General features: G+C 59.8%; 15 protein-coding genes. 7 read left to right on the forward strand and 8 right to left on the reverse strand.

From position 1 onward, the window contains the following. Nucleotides 1-18 precede the first annotated feature (18 nt). The gene (locus LF252_RS01980; protein ID WP_226266837.1) at nucleotides 19-939 is read left to right on the forward strand and encodes an AEC family transporter; all 921 of its coding nucleotides are present in this window, start codon (nucleotides 19-21) and stop codon (nucleotides 937-939) included. A gap of 98 nt (nucleotides 940-1,037) precedes the next feature. Further along, nucleotides 1,038-2,315: a cation:dicarboxylate symporter family transporter gene (locus LF252_RS01985; RefSeq protein ID WP_226266839.1), complete on the forward strand. Its 1,278-nt coding sequence runs from the start codon at nucleotides 1,038-1,040 to the stop codon at nucleotides 2,313-2,315. A 116-nt stretch (nucleotides 2,316-2,431) separates the two neighbouring features. Here LF252_RS01985 and LF252_RS01990 read toward each other — a convergent pair whose 3' ends face one another. Both LF252_RS01990 and LF252_RS01995 read right to left on the reverse strand, forming a co-directional pair. Next, nucleotides 2,432-3,658, reverse strand: coding sequence for a PQQ-dependent sugar dehydrogenase (locus LF252_RS01990; RefSeq protein WP_226266841.1), 1,227 nt, complete (start codon nucleotides 3,656-3,658; stop codon nucleotides 2,432-2,434). Between the two features lie 57 nt (nucleotides 3,659-3,715). Continuing rightward, entirely contained in the window at nucleotides 3,716-4,456 is a 741-nt protein-coding gene (locus tag LF252_RS01995; protein WP_226266843.1) for a hypothetical protein, read from the reverse strand. 161 nt (nucleotides 4,457-4,617) lie between these two features. Between LF252_RS01995 and LF252_RS02000 the strand changes: the two genes are divergently transcribed. From LF252_RS02000 to LF252_RS02010, 3 genes are all read left to right on the forward strand, one after another. Continuing rightward, nucleotides 4,618-6,726: a TonB-dependent receptor family protein gene (locus LF252_RS02000; RefSeq protein WP_226266846.1), complete on the forward strand. Its 2,109-nt coding sequence runs from the start codon at nucleotides 4,618-4,620 to the stop codon at nucleotides 6,724-6,726. Nucleotides 6,727-7,003: 277 nt separating this feature from the next. After that, complete coding sequence (locus LF252_RS02005) at nucleotides 7,004-7,702, forward strand: hypothetical protein (RefSeq protein ID WP_226266848.1); 699 nt, start codon at nucleotides 7,004-7,006, stop codon at nucleotides 7,700-7,702. 196 nt (nucleotides 7,703-7,898) lie between these two features. After that, on the forward strand, nucleotides 7,899-8,402 hold the full coding sequence (locus LF252_RS02010) for a GNAT family N-acetyltransferase (RefSeq protein WP_226266850.1): 504 nt from the start codon (nucleotides 7,899-7,901) through the stop codon (nucleotides 8,400-8,402). A 98-nt stretch (nucleotides 8,403-8,500) separates the two neighbouring features. On the opposite strand, the gene LF252_RS02015 is transcribed toward LF252_RS02010, so the two are convergent. The 5 genes from LF252_RS02015 to LF252_RS02035 all read right to left on the reverse strand — a co-directional run bounded on the left by LF252_RS02015 (nucleotide 8,501) and on the right by LF252_RS02035 (nucleotide 11,388). Next, complete coding sequence (locus LF252_RS02015; RefSeq protein ID WP_226266851.1) at nucleotides 8,501-9,322, reverse strand: universal stress protein; 822 nt, start codon at nucleotides 9,320-9,322, stop codon at nucleotides 8,501-8,503. Nucleotides 9,323-9,523: 201 nt separating this feature from the next. Beyond that, nucleotides 9,524-10,048, reverse strand: coding sequence for a VOC family protein (locus LF252_RS02020; protein WP_226266852.1), 525 nt, complete (start codon nucleotides 10,046-10,048; stop codon nucleotides 9,524-9,526). A 55-nt stretch (nucleotides 10,049-10,103) separates the two neighbouring features. Then, nucleotides 10,104-10,451, reverse strand: a complete 348-nt coding sequence (locus LF252_RS02025; RefSeq protein WP_226266853.1) for an ArsR/SmtB family transcription factor — start codon at nucleotides 10,449-10,451, stop codon at nucleotides 10,104-10,106. A 158-nt stretch (nucleotides 10,452-10,609) separates the two neighbouring features. Beyond that, nucleotides 10,610-10,882, reverse strand: coding sequence for a hypothetical protein (locus LF252_RS02030; RefSeq protein ID WP_226266854.1), 273 nt, complete (start codon nucleotides 10,880-10,882; stop codon nucleotides 10,610-10,612). Between the two features lie 41 nt (nucleotides 10,883-10,923). Further along, entirely contained in the window at nucleotides 10,924-11,388 is a 465-nt protein-coding gene (locus LF252_RS02035; RefSeq protein WP_226266855.1) for a hypothetical protein, read from the reverse strand. Nucleotides 11,389-11,519: 131 nt separating this feature from the next. On the opposite strand from LF252_RS02035, the gene LF252_RS02040 reads away from it, so the two are divergent. Further along, nucleotides 11,520-11,816: a GNAT family N-acetyltransferase gene (locus LF252_RS02040; protein WP_226266857.1), complete on the forward strand. Its 297-nt coding sequence runs from the start codon at nucleotides 11,520-11,522 to the stop codon at nucleotides 11,814-11,816. A 145-nt stretch (nucleotides 11,817-11,961) separates the two neighbouring features. Continuing rightward, nucleotides 11,962-12,849, forward strand: a complete 888-nt coding sequence (locus LF252_RS02045; protein WP_226266859.1) for a universal stress protein — start codon at nucleotides 11,962-11,964, stop codon at nucleotides 12,847-12,849. Nucleotides 12,850-13,072: 223 nt separating this feature from the next. Here LF252_RS02045 and LF252_RS02050 read toward each other — a convergent pair whose 3' ends face one another. Beyond that, the gene (locus tag LF252_RS02050; RefSeq protein WP_226266878.1) at nucleotides 13,073-15,400 is read right to left on the reverse strand and encodes an endonuclease; all 2,328 of its coding nucleotides are present in this window, start codon (nucleotides 15,398-15,400) and stop codon (nucleotides 13,073-13,075) included. Nucleotides 15,401-15,496 lie beyond the last annotated feature (96 nt).

Raw genomic sequence — 15,496 nt, forward strand, 5'->3', positions numbered from 1 at the left:
TGCTTTTACCTTCCCTGCATGACCAACCTGCTGCTGCTGCTCATGTGTCTGGTAGTAGGTGCCTGGCTGCGCTGGCGGCAGGCCGTGCCGGCGGGTACGGCCGCAGTGCTCAATCAGCTGCTGGTGCTGGTGTTCATGCCCGCTCTCACGTTTCTGCACCTCGCCGACGCCCACCTCGACCGGCACTTCCTGTTGCCCGTGCTGGCTCCCTGGCTGATTTTTGGGATGAGCGGGCTGCTGTTCGGCACGCTGGGGCCGCGGCTGGGGCTGAGTCGGAATACGGTGGGCGCGCTCATTATCACGGCGGGCATCAGCAGCACCTCCTTCGTGGGTTTTCCCATTTTTGAGCTGCTGTACGGGCCGGCGGGGTTGGAGCTGGGCATTATGATGAGCCAGGCGGGCTCGTTTCTGATTGGCGTGACGCTGGGCGTGGCCGTGTCCGCGTGGTACGGGTCGGCGGAGCCTTCGTGGCGAAGTATGGCCGGTACGGTGCTGCGCTTTCCGCCCTTCGTGGCCTTTGTGCTGGCGCTGGGGGCCAATGCTGCCGGCTACCGGCACCCGGAGCTGGTGCGTGGGGTCTTGGAAAAGCTTAGCGCCCCGTTTTCGGTGGTGGCCCTGCTCTCGGTGGGGCTGCAAATGAACCTGAAGGTGCCTCAGGCTCAGCGCCGGGCTCTGGGCCTGGGCCTCACGTACAAGCTGCTGCTGGCCCCGCTGCTCATCTTCGGCCTCTACCACGGCCTGGGCGCGCAACCCAGCCGGGTGGTGGATTTGTGCGTGCTGGGCGCGGCCATCGGGCCCATGAATACGGCTGCTGTGGTGGCGGAGCGCTACGGCCTCAATCCGCCGCTGGCCGCGCAAATGGTGGGCCTGGGCATTCCGCTTTCCTTGCCCCTGCTAGCTTTGCTGGCGTGGTGGCTGGGGGCAGTTGGGCCTCACTAGCACTTTTTTCTTGACACTTTTTCCGGCACCGAGGGGTACACTCACTAGCCACTCCTGTTCTCGGCACCGTGTGCCGCCGGGTTTTCCCCGACTCCATCATGAAAAAACTAGTTTCCAACCTGACGTTCTGGGTGCTGACGGCCATTGTGGCCGGAGCCTTGCTGGGCCACTTCGCCCCGGCCACCGCCGTGCGCATGGATGTGCTGGGCAAAGGCTTTATCAGCGTCGTTAAGCTGTTCATCAACCCCATTATCTTCCTCACCATTCTGCTGGGTATCAGCAGCATGGGCGACCTGAAAAAAGTAGGCCGCATTGGGGGCAAGGCGCTGCTGTACTTTGAAGTGGTAACCACGTTGGCCCTGATCATCGGCGTGGGCGTGGCCTACCTCATCCGGCCTGGCGACGGGGTGAGCACCGGTAAGCTGGATGGGCAAGCGGTGGGCGAGTTCACGCAACGCGCCGGGGAGTTTAGCTGGCTGCACTTTCTGGCCGATAACTTCACGCTGCAGGTGTTGCTGGTGTCCATTGTGCTGGGCATGGTGCTGAGCCGCTACGCCGGCCGCCAGCCCATCATCGACCGGCTAAGCTGGGCCTCGAAGTACGTGTTCCGGGGCTTGCACCTGGTGATGCTGTTTGCGCCCATCGGGGCTTTCGGGGGCATGGCCTATACCATTGGTAAGTACGGCATTGCCACGCTGCTGCCGCTGGCCAAGCTCATGGCCACGGTGTACATTACCTGCGGGCTGTTCGTGTTTCTGGTGCTGGGGGCCATTCTGCGCTATTGCCGGGTGAGCATTCTGGCGTTCCTGGGCTACATCAAGGCGGAGCTGCTGATTGTGCTGGGTACTTCGTCCTCTGAAGCAGGGCTGCCGGGGCTGATGGAGAAGCTGGAGCGCCTGGGCTGCGCCAAGCCCGTGGTGGGGCTGGTAGTCCCGGCCGGCTATTCCTTCAACCTCGACGGCACTACCATCTACCTCTCGCTGGCTACCATTTTCCTGGCCCAGGTGTTTGGCGTGGAGCTCACCGGGGCTCAGATGCTCACCATCGTGGGTATTCTGATGATAACCAGCAAAGGCGCGGCTGGCGTTACGGGCTCGGGTTTCGTGGTGCTGGCAAGCACGCTCACGGCGGTGAAGGTTATTCCGGTAGAAGGCTTGGCCCTACTGCTGGGCGTGGATCGGTTTATGAGCGAGGCCCGCTCCCTCACCAATTTCGTGGGCAACGGCGTGGCTACCATTTTCCTCTCCCACAACGAAGGCGCCCTCGACCATGCCCAATTAGCCCGTACGCTCAGTGGGCAAGCCCTTCCTGAACCTGATGAGCCGTTGCCAGCTACAATACCCGTAACGGCTCCAAAATCCGTTGTTAAATCCTAACGCGGGTAACAGTAGCGCGCAGCTCCGCTTCGCGCACGAGCGAAGCGAGTAACAAGCGTCAGGTGCGGAACCGGCTACTCGCCTGCGGCTCGTGCGCGAAGCGGAGCTGCGCGCTACTACCCGCGCTTCTTCGGCTTTTTGTTGTCTTTACCGGTTGCGCCGTAGGCTACGCGGTAAATCACGCCGTTGTCGTCGTCGGAAACCAGCAGGGAGCCATCCGGGGCCTCCACGATGCTGCAGGGGCGGCCGAATTCCGACTTGTCGTTTTCTACCAGCCAGCCCGTGATGAAGTCCTCGAACTGCTGGGGCTGGCCCTGCTCATTGAACTTCACCCGCACGATTTTGTAGCCCGAGGGCTGGGCCCGGTTCCAGGAGCCGTGCATGGTCACGAAGGCATCCTGCCGGAATTGCTGCGGAAACTGCTGGCCCCGGTAGAACACCATGCCCAGCGGCGCGGAATGGGCCTTATACGTGAGCAATGGCCGCACCGTGCGGGCATCAAACTGCTCGTAGGTTTCCCCCGATTTGGGCTTGTTGGCGGGGTAGTGCTTGCCGTCGGCAATGATGGAGGGCCAGCCGTAGTGGCCGCCGTCCTTGATCTGATTGAATTCTTCCTGCTGGTCCTCATCCCCGAGCCAGTCGATGCCGTGGTCGAGACCATAGAGCTGTTTGGTAACCGGGTGCCAGTCGAAGCCGATGGTGTTGCGCAGGCCCTGGGCGTACACACGTCGGCCCGAGCCGTCGGGTTTCAGCTGGAGCAGGGTGGCGCTTTCGGGGTTGTCTTCGTCGCAGGCGTTGCAGGTGCTGCCCACCGAGAGGTAGAGCAGGCCATCGGGCCCAAACTGCAGGGTGCGGTTGGCATGCTGGCCGGCGTCGGGCAGGTCTTTGTACAGGGGTTGAAGCTCGCCCAGGGTGCCATCGGCCTTCACATCGGCCACGTACACCTCCCGGATGGCGGCAATGTACAGCTTCCCATCCTTGAGAGCCACGCCGTGCAAGTGGGGTTTCTGGGCTACCTGCTGGATGGTTTCCACCTTGCCGTCCTTGTTGGCGTCGCGCAGCAGCGTGATGGTGCCTTTCACCCGGTTACTCACGTAGGCGTCGCCGTTGGGAGCCACGGCCAGCATGCGCGGCATATCCAGGCCCTCGGCGTACTTGCTGATAGTAAAGCCGGCAGGTACCTGCAGACTAGCCACTCGCTCGGGCGTGGCCGGCAACTTGTTAGGCAGGTAAATGTTGCCCGTCATGTGGAAAGGCGTGGCGGCCGGGGGCACGTTCTGGGCCGAAGTGGTAAAGCTGGCCAGAAGAGCAGCGGCCAGGGGTATCGTCAGTTTCGGGAGCATAGCGCAGGTGAATAGTTGCGCTTGGCTTAACTGCGTTTTTCCGGTCGAGGTTACGGCTTAACTGGCGGTGCGCCACTGTTGCCGCAGTTTCCATGTGGAAAGGGCGGTGAGCAGTAGCAGGAGAAGCCAGGTGTTGCGCCAGTCGATGGAGAGTATAGCAGCCCATTGTTCTTTGAGCCAGTGTGTAATAGTCTCGAAAGCAGTCGGGATATATGGTATAGTATCGCCACATAGTAAGCATGACCAATCTCTTAAACTATCATTGTGCTCTTCGGATAAAGGCTTCTCCAAAGGCTTTTCGGTATAACTGTATATTGTTACAGGCAGATGGTATAAATCAATCCAGTGCCTACTAACACTCTCTTGATTAAGCAAATCCAGTAGTTGAACAAAGTTGGCGTACGTTGCACTAGGAGCAAAGTACACGCGGAATCCTCGGTTTTGATTAGGTTTTTGCTGCAAATCACGCGCAATAAATCGGGTCTTTTGCAAAGAGAAGTAATCGGAGAATATGCTTCCTGTAAACTGAGAGGTATACCAAGGCCGGAAGTTTTCTAATGCTGTAGGTGACAGACAAGCAGGCGAGGCGCGCCATTTTGCTGCTATAGACGACGGGGCGTCGAAATCAACAGAGCACATTTTGGGCGACCACACAGCTATTTCCATCACAGCTTTCTTCGGCGGCACTATTCTCGGTACCGCCACGCACCCCAGCCACAACAGCCCGGCCAGCGCCAGTAAGCCCGGCGGGAAAAACAGCGCCCGATATCGACGACGAGGAAAGGGGAGGTAGTGCATACGTGGTTGAATAGGGGTAAAGAATAGAGTAGGAAGATAAACGATTTTGCATCGAAAATTCGTCTGTGCCCAACCCTGGCCGCTAGTTACAGGTTAGCAAGCCCAGACCAGCGCCTCGTCGCGTCTCGGTTCTCACCTCTGACTTCTCAGTTCTACCAAGAATGCCTTACCGCTACGCCGCGCCGCTGTTGCTGTTGCCTGTTACTGCCCTCGCCCAAACCACGCCGCCCGACACTGCCCGCGCCGTAACTCTGCCCGAAGCCACTGTAACCGGCTACGGCCAGCAGCTGCCGCTGCGCCGCACTGCTGCCGCTGTAGGCGTGCTCCAGGCCCGCGACTTTGAGCGGTTTCCGCAGAACGCCCTAACGCAGGCCGTGAATACGCTGCCCGGGGTGCGGCTGGAGGAGCGGGCCAGTGGCAGCTACCGCCTCAGCGTGCGGGGCAGCACGCTCCGCTCCCCGTTTGGGGTACGCAATACCAAAGTGTACTACCAGGGTATTCCGTTCACCGAGGCCAGTGGCAGCACCCCGCTCAACCTCCTCGACCCCGCGCTGCTGGGTGGGCTGGAAGTAGTGAAAGGCCCCGCCGCCAGCGTGTACGGAGCCGGTACCGGCGGGGCCGTGCTACTCCGGGGGCGCCGGCCGGAACCCGGCACCAGCGCCGCCCAGGTGGGTTTCACGGCGGGCAGCTTCGGGCTGCGGCGCTACACCGCATCCGTTGAAACTGGCTCGGCCACGGGCTACCTGCGCGCCACCTATGCCCGCCAAAGCCTCGATGGGTACCGTCAGCAAAGCGCCCTGCGCCGCGACGTGCTGGCCCTGGATGGCGAATGGCATGCTACTGAACGGCAAACAATCGGCCTGCACGCGCTGTACTCCGACTTGTGGTACCAGCTGCCCGGCGGCCTCACCCGCGCCCAGTTCCAGGCCAACCCGCGCCAGGCCCGCCCCGGTACCGCCACCGCACCCGGCACCGTGCAGCAGCACACCTACTATGCTTCGCGCGCGGCGTTGCTCGGGGGCACGCATGAGGTGCGCTTCACTGACCGGTTCAGCCTGCGTACCACGCTGTACCTGAGCGGCAGCCGCATCAATACGCCCTACCTGATAGATTTTGAGCGCAACACGTTACTAGGTGGGGGCGGGCGCACGGTGGCCAGCTACCGCACTGCCTTGGCCGGCCGTACGCTACGCCTGCAGCTGGGGGCTGAAGGACAGACCGGTTTCGAAAGCTCCCGCAACTACCAGAACCGGGCCGGCCAACCCGGTACCTTGCGCTACGACGATGAAATTCGGACCATCACCGGTTTTGCCTTCGCCCAGGCCGATTACGAGCTGCCGGCCGGGCTGTTGCTCACGGCCGGGGCCAGCTACAACCGCCTCCGTTACCGCATCAGCCGCCTTTCCGATGCCGCTACCAACCCCACTGGCTACGAGCTGGAACGCAACTTTCTCCCCGAGGTGTCACCGAGGGTAGCGCTGCTGCGGGAGTTTGGGCCGGAACTGACGGTGTACGGCAGCCTGAGCACTGGTTTCTCGCCACCCACCGAGGAGGAAATCCGGCCTTCCGACGGCTCCATCAACCGCGGGCTGCAGGCGGAGCGGGGTACCAGCTACGAGGTAGGGCTGCGCGGCGCTGTCTGGCACGAACGGCTGCGCTACGACGTGGCCCTCTACGACCAGCGCCAGCGTCAAACTATTACCACCCGCACTACCGACCAGGGCACCCAGCTCTTTGCCAACGCTGGCAATACCCGCCAGCGCGGACTGGAAGCAGCACTGAGTGGTTATCTGTGGCGGCAGATGAAGGCAATACCGGATATGCCGGAAACAGTGGTAACCAACGGGCCAGGGCTGTGGTATTTCGTCAGTTACGCCTACAACCACTACCGTTTCGGCAGCTACCAGAGCGGCGGGCAGGATTTCAGCGGCAACCGCCTCACCGGTACCGCCCCGCACACCCTCACTGCCGGCCTTGATGTAGCGGCCCCACTTGGCTTTTACCTCAAGCCCACCGTCAACCACCAGGCTCGTATTTACCTCAATGATGCCAACACGGAAGCGGCCCCTGGCTACTGGACGTTCGGCACGCGGGGCGGCTGGCGGCATAGCTTCGGCGGCTTCTCGCTGGACGTGTTCGGGGGCGGCGAAAACCTTACGGACCGGCAGTACTCCCTCGGCAACGACCTGAACGCCTTTGGGGGGCGTTACTTCCAGCCGGCGCCGGGCCGCAACTGGTACGCGGGCCTCCAGGCGGGGTGGAAATGGTAAATAGCAGCCAGTAAATGGCACAACTGTATATCCGCGTTGAAAAGTCAGAAATAACGACCGGTATAGTGCGGTAATGGCCTGCCAGAGTTGAGATTTTAACCGTTTTGAGGTGGCCGGGTGGGCTGCGGTAAAGTTGGTTGAAGCCGTAGGTTGGTTTTCCGGGTGACGGGCCCGGATGTTACTATTGCTTAACTGAAACTCAAAAGGAGCCCAAGGAGTGAGGCTGCCTCGCTAGGGGTTGTGTTTTTCTACCGTCCTAGTTGTATTCGCTGTGTACATGAAATCTACGATTATCTCCCTGGCGGCTGCTCTGGCTATCCTGGCAACTGGCTGTACCAAAAAAGAAGAGCTGGAAACCTGCATGGGTTCCTGCACTACCGTGGTTGGCCGGCTGATAACGGCCAACGGGCAGCAGCCACTGGCCAATACGCCGGTTGAAGTCCGCTGGCACTACGGACAGGCGTATCAGCCGAAATCAACGCTAAAAGCACAGGCCACCACCGACGCCAACGGCAACTACCGACTCTCCTTCTTCATCAAGGATGAGGAACTGACTGATGGCTACTTCTCAGTGCGCTACACCCCGAACAAGAGTCAGTATTACACCATTGGGGAGGATAGTCAGGTGTTAAATAATGCCCGCCGTGATACTACGTTTACGCTGCCCGCCTACCTGATTCCGCGCAAAGCGTACGTGCGCCTCGTTATTACGAATCCGGCCGATGTGGCCCGCTACGCCTTCATGTCTGACTTCAACACCACCTATGGCCTCAGTACCACTTTCAGCCGAAAAATTCAGGGCGGCGGGCCGGTTGTGTTCTGGGACGGACTACCTATCGAAAACCCGCTGCCCATTGCCGGCGACCAGCCCATTTTGGTGAAGGGCTACAAAAAGAAAAACAGCCTCACAGAGTACACCACCGATTCCTTATTTATTCCGGCCGGTAGCACCTACACCTATTCCGTTACTTTCTAACGAGGCTTATCCTTCCACTGGCACCCCGGCCCCTTCTGCAACTGCAGAGGTAGCCGGGGTGCTGGGTTATGGTGTGGCTTCTTTTGTCCAGGTGCGTATTTGCTCCTGTCTGCCCAGGAAAAGCCGAACAGCCATTGGTGGTCGTTTTGCACAGCAATTCTTCTACCTTAGCCATGTACTGCTTCACGTTCCAGTCATGGCTGAAACTCTTTCCCTGGCACCACTTTTACCAGCTCATTACCCGGCCGTGGCGGCTATTTATGCCGAAGGCATTGCCACCGGGCAGGCCACGTTCAGCACTGAGGTACCCGACTGGGCCGCCTGGGATGCCGCGCATGTGAGGCATAGCCGTCTGGTGGCTCTCACACCCACTGATGCGGTAGCGGGTTGGGCAGCCCTCACGCCCGTATCGGGGCGGTGCGTGTACAGCGGAGTAGCTGAGGTGAGCGTGTACGTGGGGGCCTTACACCGAGGGCAAGGCGCCGGCCTGCTGCTGTTGCGTGAACTGGTGCAACAATCAGAGCAAAACGGCATTTGGACGCTGCAATCGGGTATTATTCGTGAGAATACTGCCAGCCTACGGCTGCACGAGCAAGCTGGCTTCCGGCTGGTAGGGGTGCGGGAGAAGCTAGGGCAACTGCACGGTGAGTGGCGCGACGTATGCCTGCTGGAACGTCGTAGTCCGGTAGTGGGCAGCTAATGCACCGGTGCAAAAGTGACCAGGTGCAGCTGACGCTCAATCCGCGCAGGTAGTGCCTGCGGAGCGTCAGCTGCACCCGGTTTTTTACCGGTTTACCGTTAGTCCAGGGCGGGAAGGAGGAGCATGGGCAAGTGCCCGTGCAAGATCACCTGTGACGTAACGCTTCGGTTAAATAGTTGCCCCAGGAAGCTGCGGCGGCGGGCTACCAGCACCAGTAAATCGGCGTGCGTTTCCTGTGCAGCTTGCAAAATGCCCTCCGGAATCCGGCGGTGGCGCACTCCGTGCGAGTGAATCCGGATGTCGGAGCCAGCCACCAGGGAGCTGGCTGCCACCGCTTGCACCGCTGCTGAGCAGGTATCGTCGTTTTCGGGCTCTGCTACGTGCGTTACCGTAAGGCGAGGCTTCAGTTGCAGCAGCAGCTCCCGAATGCCTTCCGATTGGGCTTTCAGGCTGATAGAGTTGTTGTCGGCGGCTACCGTAATGTTGTGGGGCGGCACGGCGGCCTGCGTACCCACGGGTACCACCAGCAGCGGGGTACGGGTGGCACGCAGCAGTTTCAATGACGTGCTGCTGACCAATTCATCCGGAGTAGTTTCGGTATCGGGTTTGCCCAGCACCACCACGCTGGGAGCATGCCGACGAACCGCATCAGCCACGGCCACTTCAACCCCATCCACCGCCGACTCCACAACTACTGGCAACGTAAGCCCCTGAATCCGCTCCTGCAGAGAGGCTGCTACTTCTCCTTCACTCAGATGCCGGATGCTGCCATTAAAAGCATCCGGGTCGAGCAGGGTTTCGCGGCGGATGTGTAACAGCACCAGTGGAGCCTGTACGGGGGCTGCCAGTGCCGCCGCGTAGCGGAGGGCTTGGTCGGCAGCGGGGGTAAAATCGGTGAGTACGAGGAAAGGAGCGGCCATATCGCAGAGCAGATTAGCAGGTGGGAGCAGGGAATATACTATCGGAAGTATACGGGAAATGTGGTAGCATGCTACAGATAAGCCCAAAAAAGCACGGCAGCCGCCAGTACACCACATGCCGGGCCGGCCCCAAGCAGAACCATTGCGCCCGACTGTCAGATTCTACATTCCCCTGCCCATCCGCCAAGAAGAGTGCTCGGACTAGCAACAGTTTCCGCCCGGTGTGCAGGCGGGACCGGTGGCCATACCAGTATCTACCAAAGTAAAGGCCATGGGGGCTAGTGGTGGCAGCTCCGCAGCCGCAGTGGGAGCAATGCAGCACTGGCTAGTGGCAGCCTCATCGTACTCTTGCTGGTAGCGTGGGTCGTTAAATTCCGCGTCCTCGTGGAAGTAATACACTTCCCACTCCGTGCCATCGAGGTCATGTACCCAGAATTTATCTTGCTTGGCGTAGCAGCAGTTGGTCCCCATTTCCTCGCGCTGCACCAGGCCAGCCTGCCGAGCGGCGGCCAGCCGTTCCTCCAGTTGCGGCAGCGTTTCTACCTGAAAGCCCAGGTGCCCAAAATTGCTGTGCACCCGCGCCGGATTCTGGACGAATGAAATAATCAGTGCCGGTTCATCGAGCACGAACTTGGCGTAGCCAGGCTTGATTTTATCGGCCGGTTGTCCGAAAAATGCTGTAGAAATTAAGGGTTGATGCCAGGTCAGTGACGTACAGCGACACATGCATGCGGGGAAATGTGCTCATGACTACAACGGATGAAAGTGGAAAGATGAAGAGTTAACAGGGGCAGGTAGTATCCGGACTGCACGCGGCAGTAGTGGCCAGGGAGAAAAGGCGGGCAAACTGTTGCTGCACCTGCTGCCACAGCGCAGTGTTCAGGCAATAACACACCGTCAACCCATCAATTTCTCCGCGTATCAGATCCAGGGCCTTCAACTCCTGCAGGTGCTGCGACACGGTAGTGCGGGATAGTGGCAGTTCAGCCGCAATATCACCGGAGATACACGTTGTTTTACTTGCCAGAAGCTGGATGATGGCTATTCGGGCCGGATGAGCCAAGGCCTTGGCAAAGCGGGCCAGTTGCTGCTGCTCGGCAGTAAATTCAGCGAGTTTGGCGTACGTCATAAAGTGGTTATATAGTATGACGTAAACATACGACACACTTCAATAAATTGATACTTACTTTCCTGGTTTTTTTCGTCTGGATATTTCGCCTGAACAACAGAACGCCCCACTGCTACTGCAACGGGGCGTTCTGTTGAGCATTGCACCATGTAGGTGCTCTAGCGGTTGTTATCGTCGATGGGGTTATTGAAACCAGGGTTCATCAGCTCATCGGTCATGCTGGAGTTGTCGGGGTCGGGGCCGGTAGTAGCGCTGTCGGTTGGAATACCGGTGGTTTCGGCCTCCAACCGGGCCGAGGTGTCTAGCGTGCCTTCTTCGTCGCGCTTGTAGCTATACAGCTCTTCACGGTGCTTGCGTTGTTCATCGGTCAGGTTTGCGCCCGATTTAGGGTCGAGGGCGGCAGCAGGGTCCTGGTTTTTATCGGTAGCCATGGCAGTAGTGTGTGAGAGCAAGAAATCAGGAAGCAACCCGGCTATTTGCCCGAGCCTGGAATACCCCGGCCTTCATCAGGGCGGAATGCGCTGAACTCGTCGGGGTTGTCGTTTTTACCCACGTTCGGGTTTTCGGGGTGCTCACCGTGCTCGGGGGCCGGGGCAGTGGTGTGGTTGGCAGGCTCGTTGGTAGCCCAGTTGCGGGTGCCACCGCCGTAGCGCGGGTCGTCCTTGGCCCAACCCTCACGCTGCTCAAAATATTCGGCGTCCTCTACGTGCTGCACCGCTGCGGGGTCTACGTTTTGCGGCGTGCTGCCGCGCTGTTCCGGGAAAGCAACGGGTGGGGCGGCCTGCCCGCCTTCGGTTACGCTGTGCTCATCGTGCGCTTTCTGCTGGGCCTCGGTCGGCGTGGTTTTGCCAAAGTCACCGTACTGTGGCGTGTGGTTGCCCTGGGCAGAATTGGTGGCGTCAGGAGCGAGGTTAGAATTTTCGGGAGTGGTTTGCATAAGAAACGGGTAGGAGAGTAAGATGCAGGGAAACGAAGCAAAGGCTGTAGTAGCCACTTCTGTGCTGCATACGTAAACGCTCAGCAAATGGCGAAATCCGTCGCCGTATCTCTCACCAAACCTTACCGCGTATGTCGGGCGCAGTTACGCATCATTCCCAAGACCAAGAGTTTGTAATTGAACAGGACGGCGGCTCCGCCGAGCTGGCCTACAGCACACCGGAAGCCGGCGTTATAGATTTCACCCACACCTACGTTGATAAGCCGCTGCGGGGGCAGGGGCTGGCCGAAGAGCTGGCCCAGGCCGGCCTGGCATACGCCCGCGCCCAGCAGTTACGAGTGCGAACCAGCTGCCCATTCATGCGCGAATTCCTGGACTCCCACCCCGAATATGAGGACTTGCGGGCACCTGCCAGCTCTGAAGAATGAGATGGGTAACCTATCTGGTTATTGTTGAGCTTGATAATCAATAAGATAGCCTATATAGTTGATTTTTAATAAGATCTTAATTTTTTGCGTCTACTAAACCGATACCTTGGCTTACCTGAAAGTCAACGCTTTTGGGCCCCGTTGTATGATGACGTTCCATGTCCTTACCGACTTCTCCGACGCGGCGACCAACGCACTGCATTACGCAGTGGTGCTGGCCCGCCGCGTAGGAGGAGCCGTTCACTTATGGCACGTCCAACCAGCCAAAGGTTCCGACGAGGCCTTGCTGTTTCGGCAGATGGGGGCGGAGTGGAGCCTGGAAAAAGCCCAGCATAGTCTGCAGGACCAAGTGCGGCACGTGCAAGCCTACGTGCCCTGCCAGGCGACCATCCTGACGGAAGATAGTATTGCGCATTTAGCTGCAAGCCTGGGCAGCAGGCCCGATCAGCTAGTGGTTGTGGGCAATGCCAACCCCGCCAAAAATGTTCGGCACACGGAGCACAGCCTCGCGCTGCACCTAGTGTGTACCCTGGCGCATCCATTGTTGATAGTTCCCATTACCTACCGGGCTGGCACCCTGCCCAAGCGCATTGTGCTGGATACCGACCGCCGAGCGGTGCGGCTGCCTGCTACGGCCGCCACCATTCCCCGTTTGCTGGAGCAGCTCACCGCCACCGACGAGCCACTTTTCCTGGGGCAGCAGCTTGGTGCGGTAGAGGAGCTGCTGGCGCGGGTAGGGCCTTCGGTGCTTGGACTGCACGTGTACACCACGCCTGCCTCACCCGAGCTGGCCGACGTAGCCACCCGTATCCGGCAAAGTGGCTTATTGGCGGGCGTAGCGCACACGGTAATGTCCACACGGCACTCATCGGTAGAAGAGGGCATCCGCCATGCCGCCACCCGTCACCAAGCCGATATGCTCACGTTTGTTACCCGGCAGCGTCTGTACCCAGGTACTCATTTTCGGAGCAGCGTCACGGCCGGCTTGCTGGTTCACAGCCGTATTCCCGTCTTAACTATTCCGGAGTGCTGAGCTTCGGTCATATCCTCTCCCACACATTAATAAGTTAGTAGAGTGCCCCATGTGAGTTCGGGCCCGCACTGCAATGCGGGCCCGTTTGCGTATCCGGTAGGTTGCAGAATCATCTAGCACTCAGCCAAAACACAACGGCCCTGGCTCCTACAGTAGGAACCAGGGCCGTTGTGTGTCCAGGGGGGCGGCCTCACCAATACCGGCCGGCCCCGCTACGGGCTAATTAATGCTGTACAGCCACGCGGCTGCTGTAGCGCACTCCGTCTACGGTTACACGTACCGTATACAAGCCATTGCTGAGCGTGTGGACGGGCAGGGTGCCAGCGTCGAGGGAGGAAACCTGCTGCGTGCGGTGCAGCACCTCTTGGCCCAGCGCATTAAACAGGCTGATGCTGGCTTCGTGGCGGCCGCGTAGCTCGGGCAGGCGGATCTGGACGCTGCCGGTGGCGGGGTTCGGGAATACGTCAATGCCGAAGTTGAGCGGCGCGGCCTTAGTGGTAGCCGTGGTAATGCAGCCGCTGGTGTGGCTGCCTACACCCGTGTACACGTCGGTACCCACAAACTGCCATTCACCGGCCGCCATGCTCCAGCGCTTCTGGCCGGCGGTTACCGAGGCCTTACGCACCAGCGTAGCGTTGGTAGTGGTGCCGCCACCGGGCAGCTGCCAGCCCCCGGCCGGTTGCTGGCCAATCACGCCAATTACGTCCAGCGTATCGGTGCCGTCCATCAGTAGCAGGGCGTCGTCGCCGTTGAAGAAGCACACGCTCGACTGCAGATCGGCCTGCTTGGCTACGTCGGCCGAGGCTACGCCGGTATTGGCAATAACGTACACGTCGCCGGGGGCAATAGTGCCGGTAAGCGCCTGGGTAGCAGTGGGCGAGGTAGAGCCGTTGGCAAACAGGCGAACCTCAATACCCGTCAGGCTGATAGGAGCCGGCGAGGGATTGTAAATTTCGACCACCTTGGTGTTGGTGGTGTTGCCCTCCACGTACTCCGAGAAGTACAGATCGGTGCAGGGAGAGCCGGCCGGGGCCTGATCGTCGTTGGTGATGGTGAGCACGTGGGCCGAGGGCGTACCTAGCACAGCCCCGCCCGTGGTGGGCGTGCCCAGCACCAGCCGCACCGTTTCGTTAGGCTCCGGTTGGGTGTCACCCACCACCGAAATGGTTACGGGTACTGTTTGCGACGCTTGACCAGCAACAAAAGTCACCGAGGTAGTAGTCAGCGAATAGTCAGCTGGTGAGGTGGCCGTGGTGCCGCTGGTGCTCACCGTTACCGGAATGGTTACGGCGGCGGTAGGCGCGCTGCCGCTCAGCGTTACATTTACCGTGTACGTGCTGGTGCCGGAGTTGCCCTCGGTGATAGTACCGGTAGCAGAAGCAAATTTGATGGTCGGTGCCGCGCCATCATCGTTGGTGATGGTAAGCTCCTGCGAAGCCGGGCCACCCACCGCGCCGCCCGAGGACGGGTTGTTCAGCGTGAGCACCACAGTTTCGTCGGCCTCCGGCTGCGTGTCACCGTTGATGGTAACGGTAAGAGTTTGCGAGGTCTGGCCGGCGGTAAAGGTCAGCGTCTGGGGCGAGGTGAAAGCAAAATCAGAGCCGTTGGTAGCCGTTGAGTTGGCCGCATCCAATGCCACCTGCACGGTGAGTGTGGAGGTAAGGGCCGGCGTTACGTTTACGGTAGCGGTGTAGGTGCTGGTGCCCGAATTGCCCTCCGCAATGCTGGCCGTAGCGGCCGAGAAGGAGAAAGTAGGCTGCACCTGGAAACCCCAGGCGCGGGCCACCAGATCGGGGTAGGTGATGTAGGGATTGAAATTGCCCTGGCTTTTGGCGGCACGGCGGTTCCGTTCCCGCTCCCGGGCGTCTACTGGGTCCTGCATATGCCACTTATACAGCGTATTCAGGTCGGCGGCGGCCGTAATTACATCCTTGCCTGGGTCAAACGTCTGGCCCTGGTGCATGGTGTAGAAATAGAAGATAGCCCGGGCCAGGTTGCCCTTGTGGTCTTCGCGGGGCTCAAACTGCGAGTTGGTATCCTCGCTGTACTCGTCGATGTTGCTGGTTGGGATGGTAGTTTGGCTGGAGGTGCCCCGCATCCAGAGCTGGGTCTGGTTGTCCGGAATATCCGCAAACGGGTCCGAGCCCCGGTTGGAATTCCAGGTGTCGTAGGTTGGGAATAGGTGGTGAATGTCGGAGCGCATCCGTACCACTTCATTAAACCAAGACTGCGGCACGGTATGCTCACAGTTGATGCGGGTTACGCCGCCGGTGCTGGTGCTGCTGGAGTCTAGCCGCACGTTCTCCGTGTAGCCCGAATACACGCACACTACGCGGCCATTCTGGTTATCCACGTAGTTGTACATCTTGCCACGGGCATCGTTGTAGCTAAGCACTACCCGCTTGCCATCATACCAGTTTTGCCGCAGCCAGTCTTTCAGGTTCTGGCCCTGCAGGTTGGTGGGCGGTGCCGGGGGCAGGGTTTGAGCTGAGGCCGTCAGGGCCCCCAAGCTCAGAGCTGCACCCAGTACCCAAGAGAAAAAGTGTTTCATCAACAGGGGGGAAGGTGTGTGAAGAATGAAGTGAAAAACAAATGTCGTATTCTTTTGCCACACGCAAACGCGTGACACTTAGTGAGGCTACCAGTA

Source organism: Hymenobacter pini, from assembly GCF_020421205.1.
Classification (GTDB): domain Bacteria; phylum Bacteroidota; class Bacteroidia; order Cytophagales; family Hymenobacteraceae; genus Hymenobacter; species Hymenobacter pini.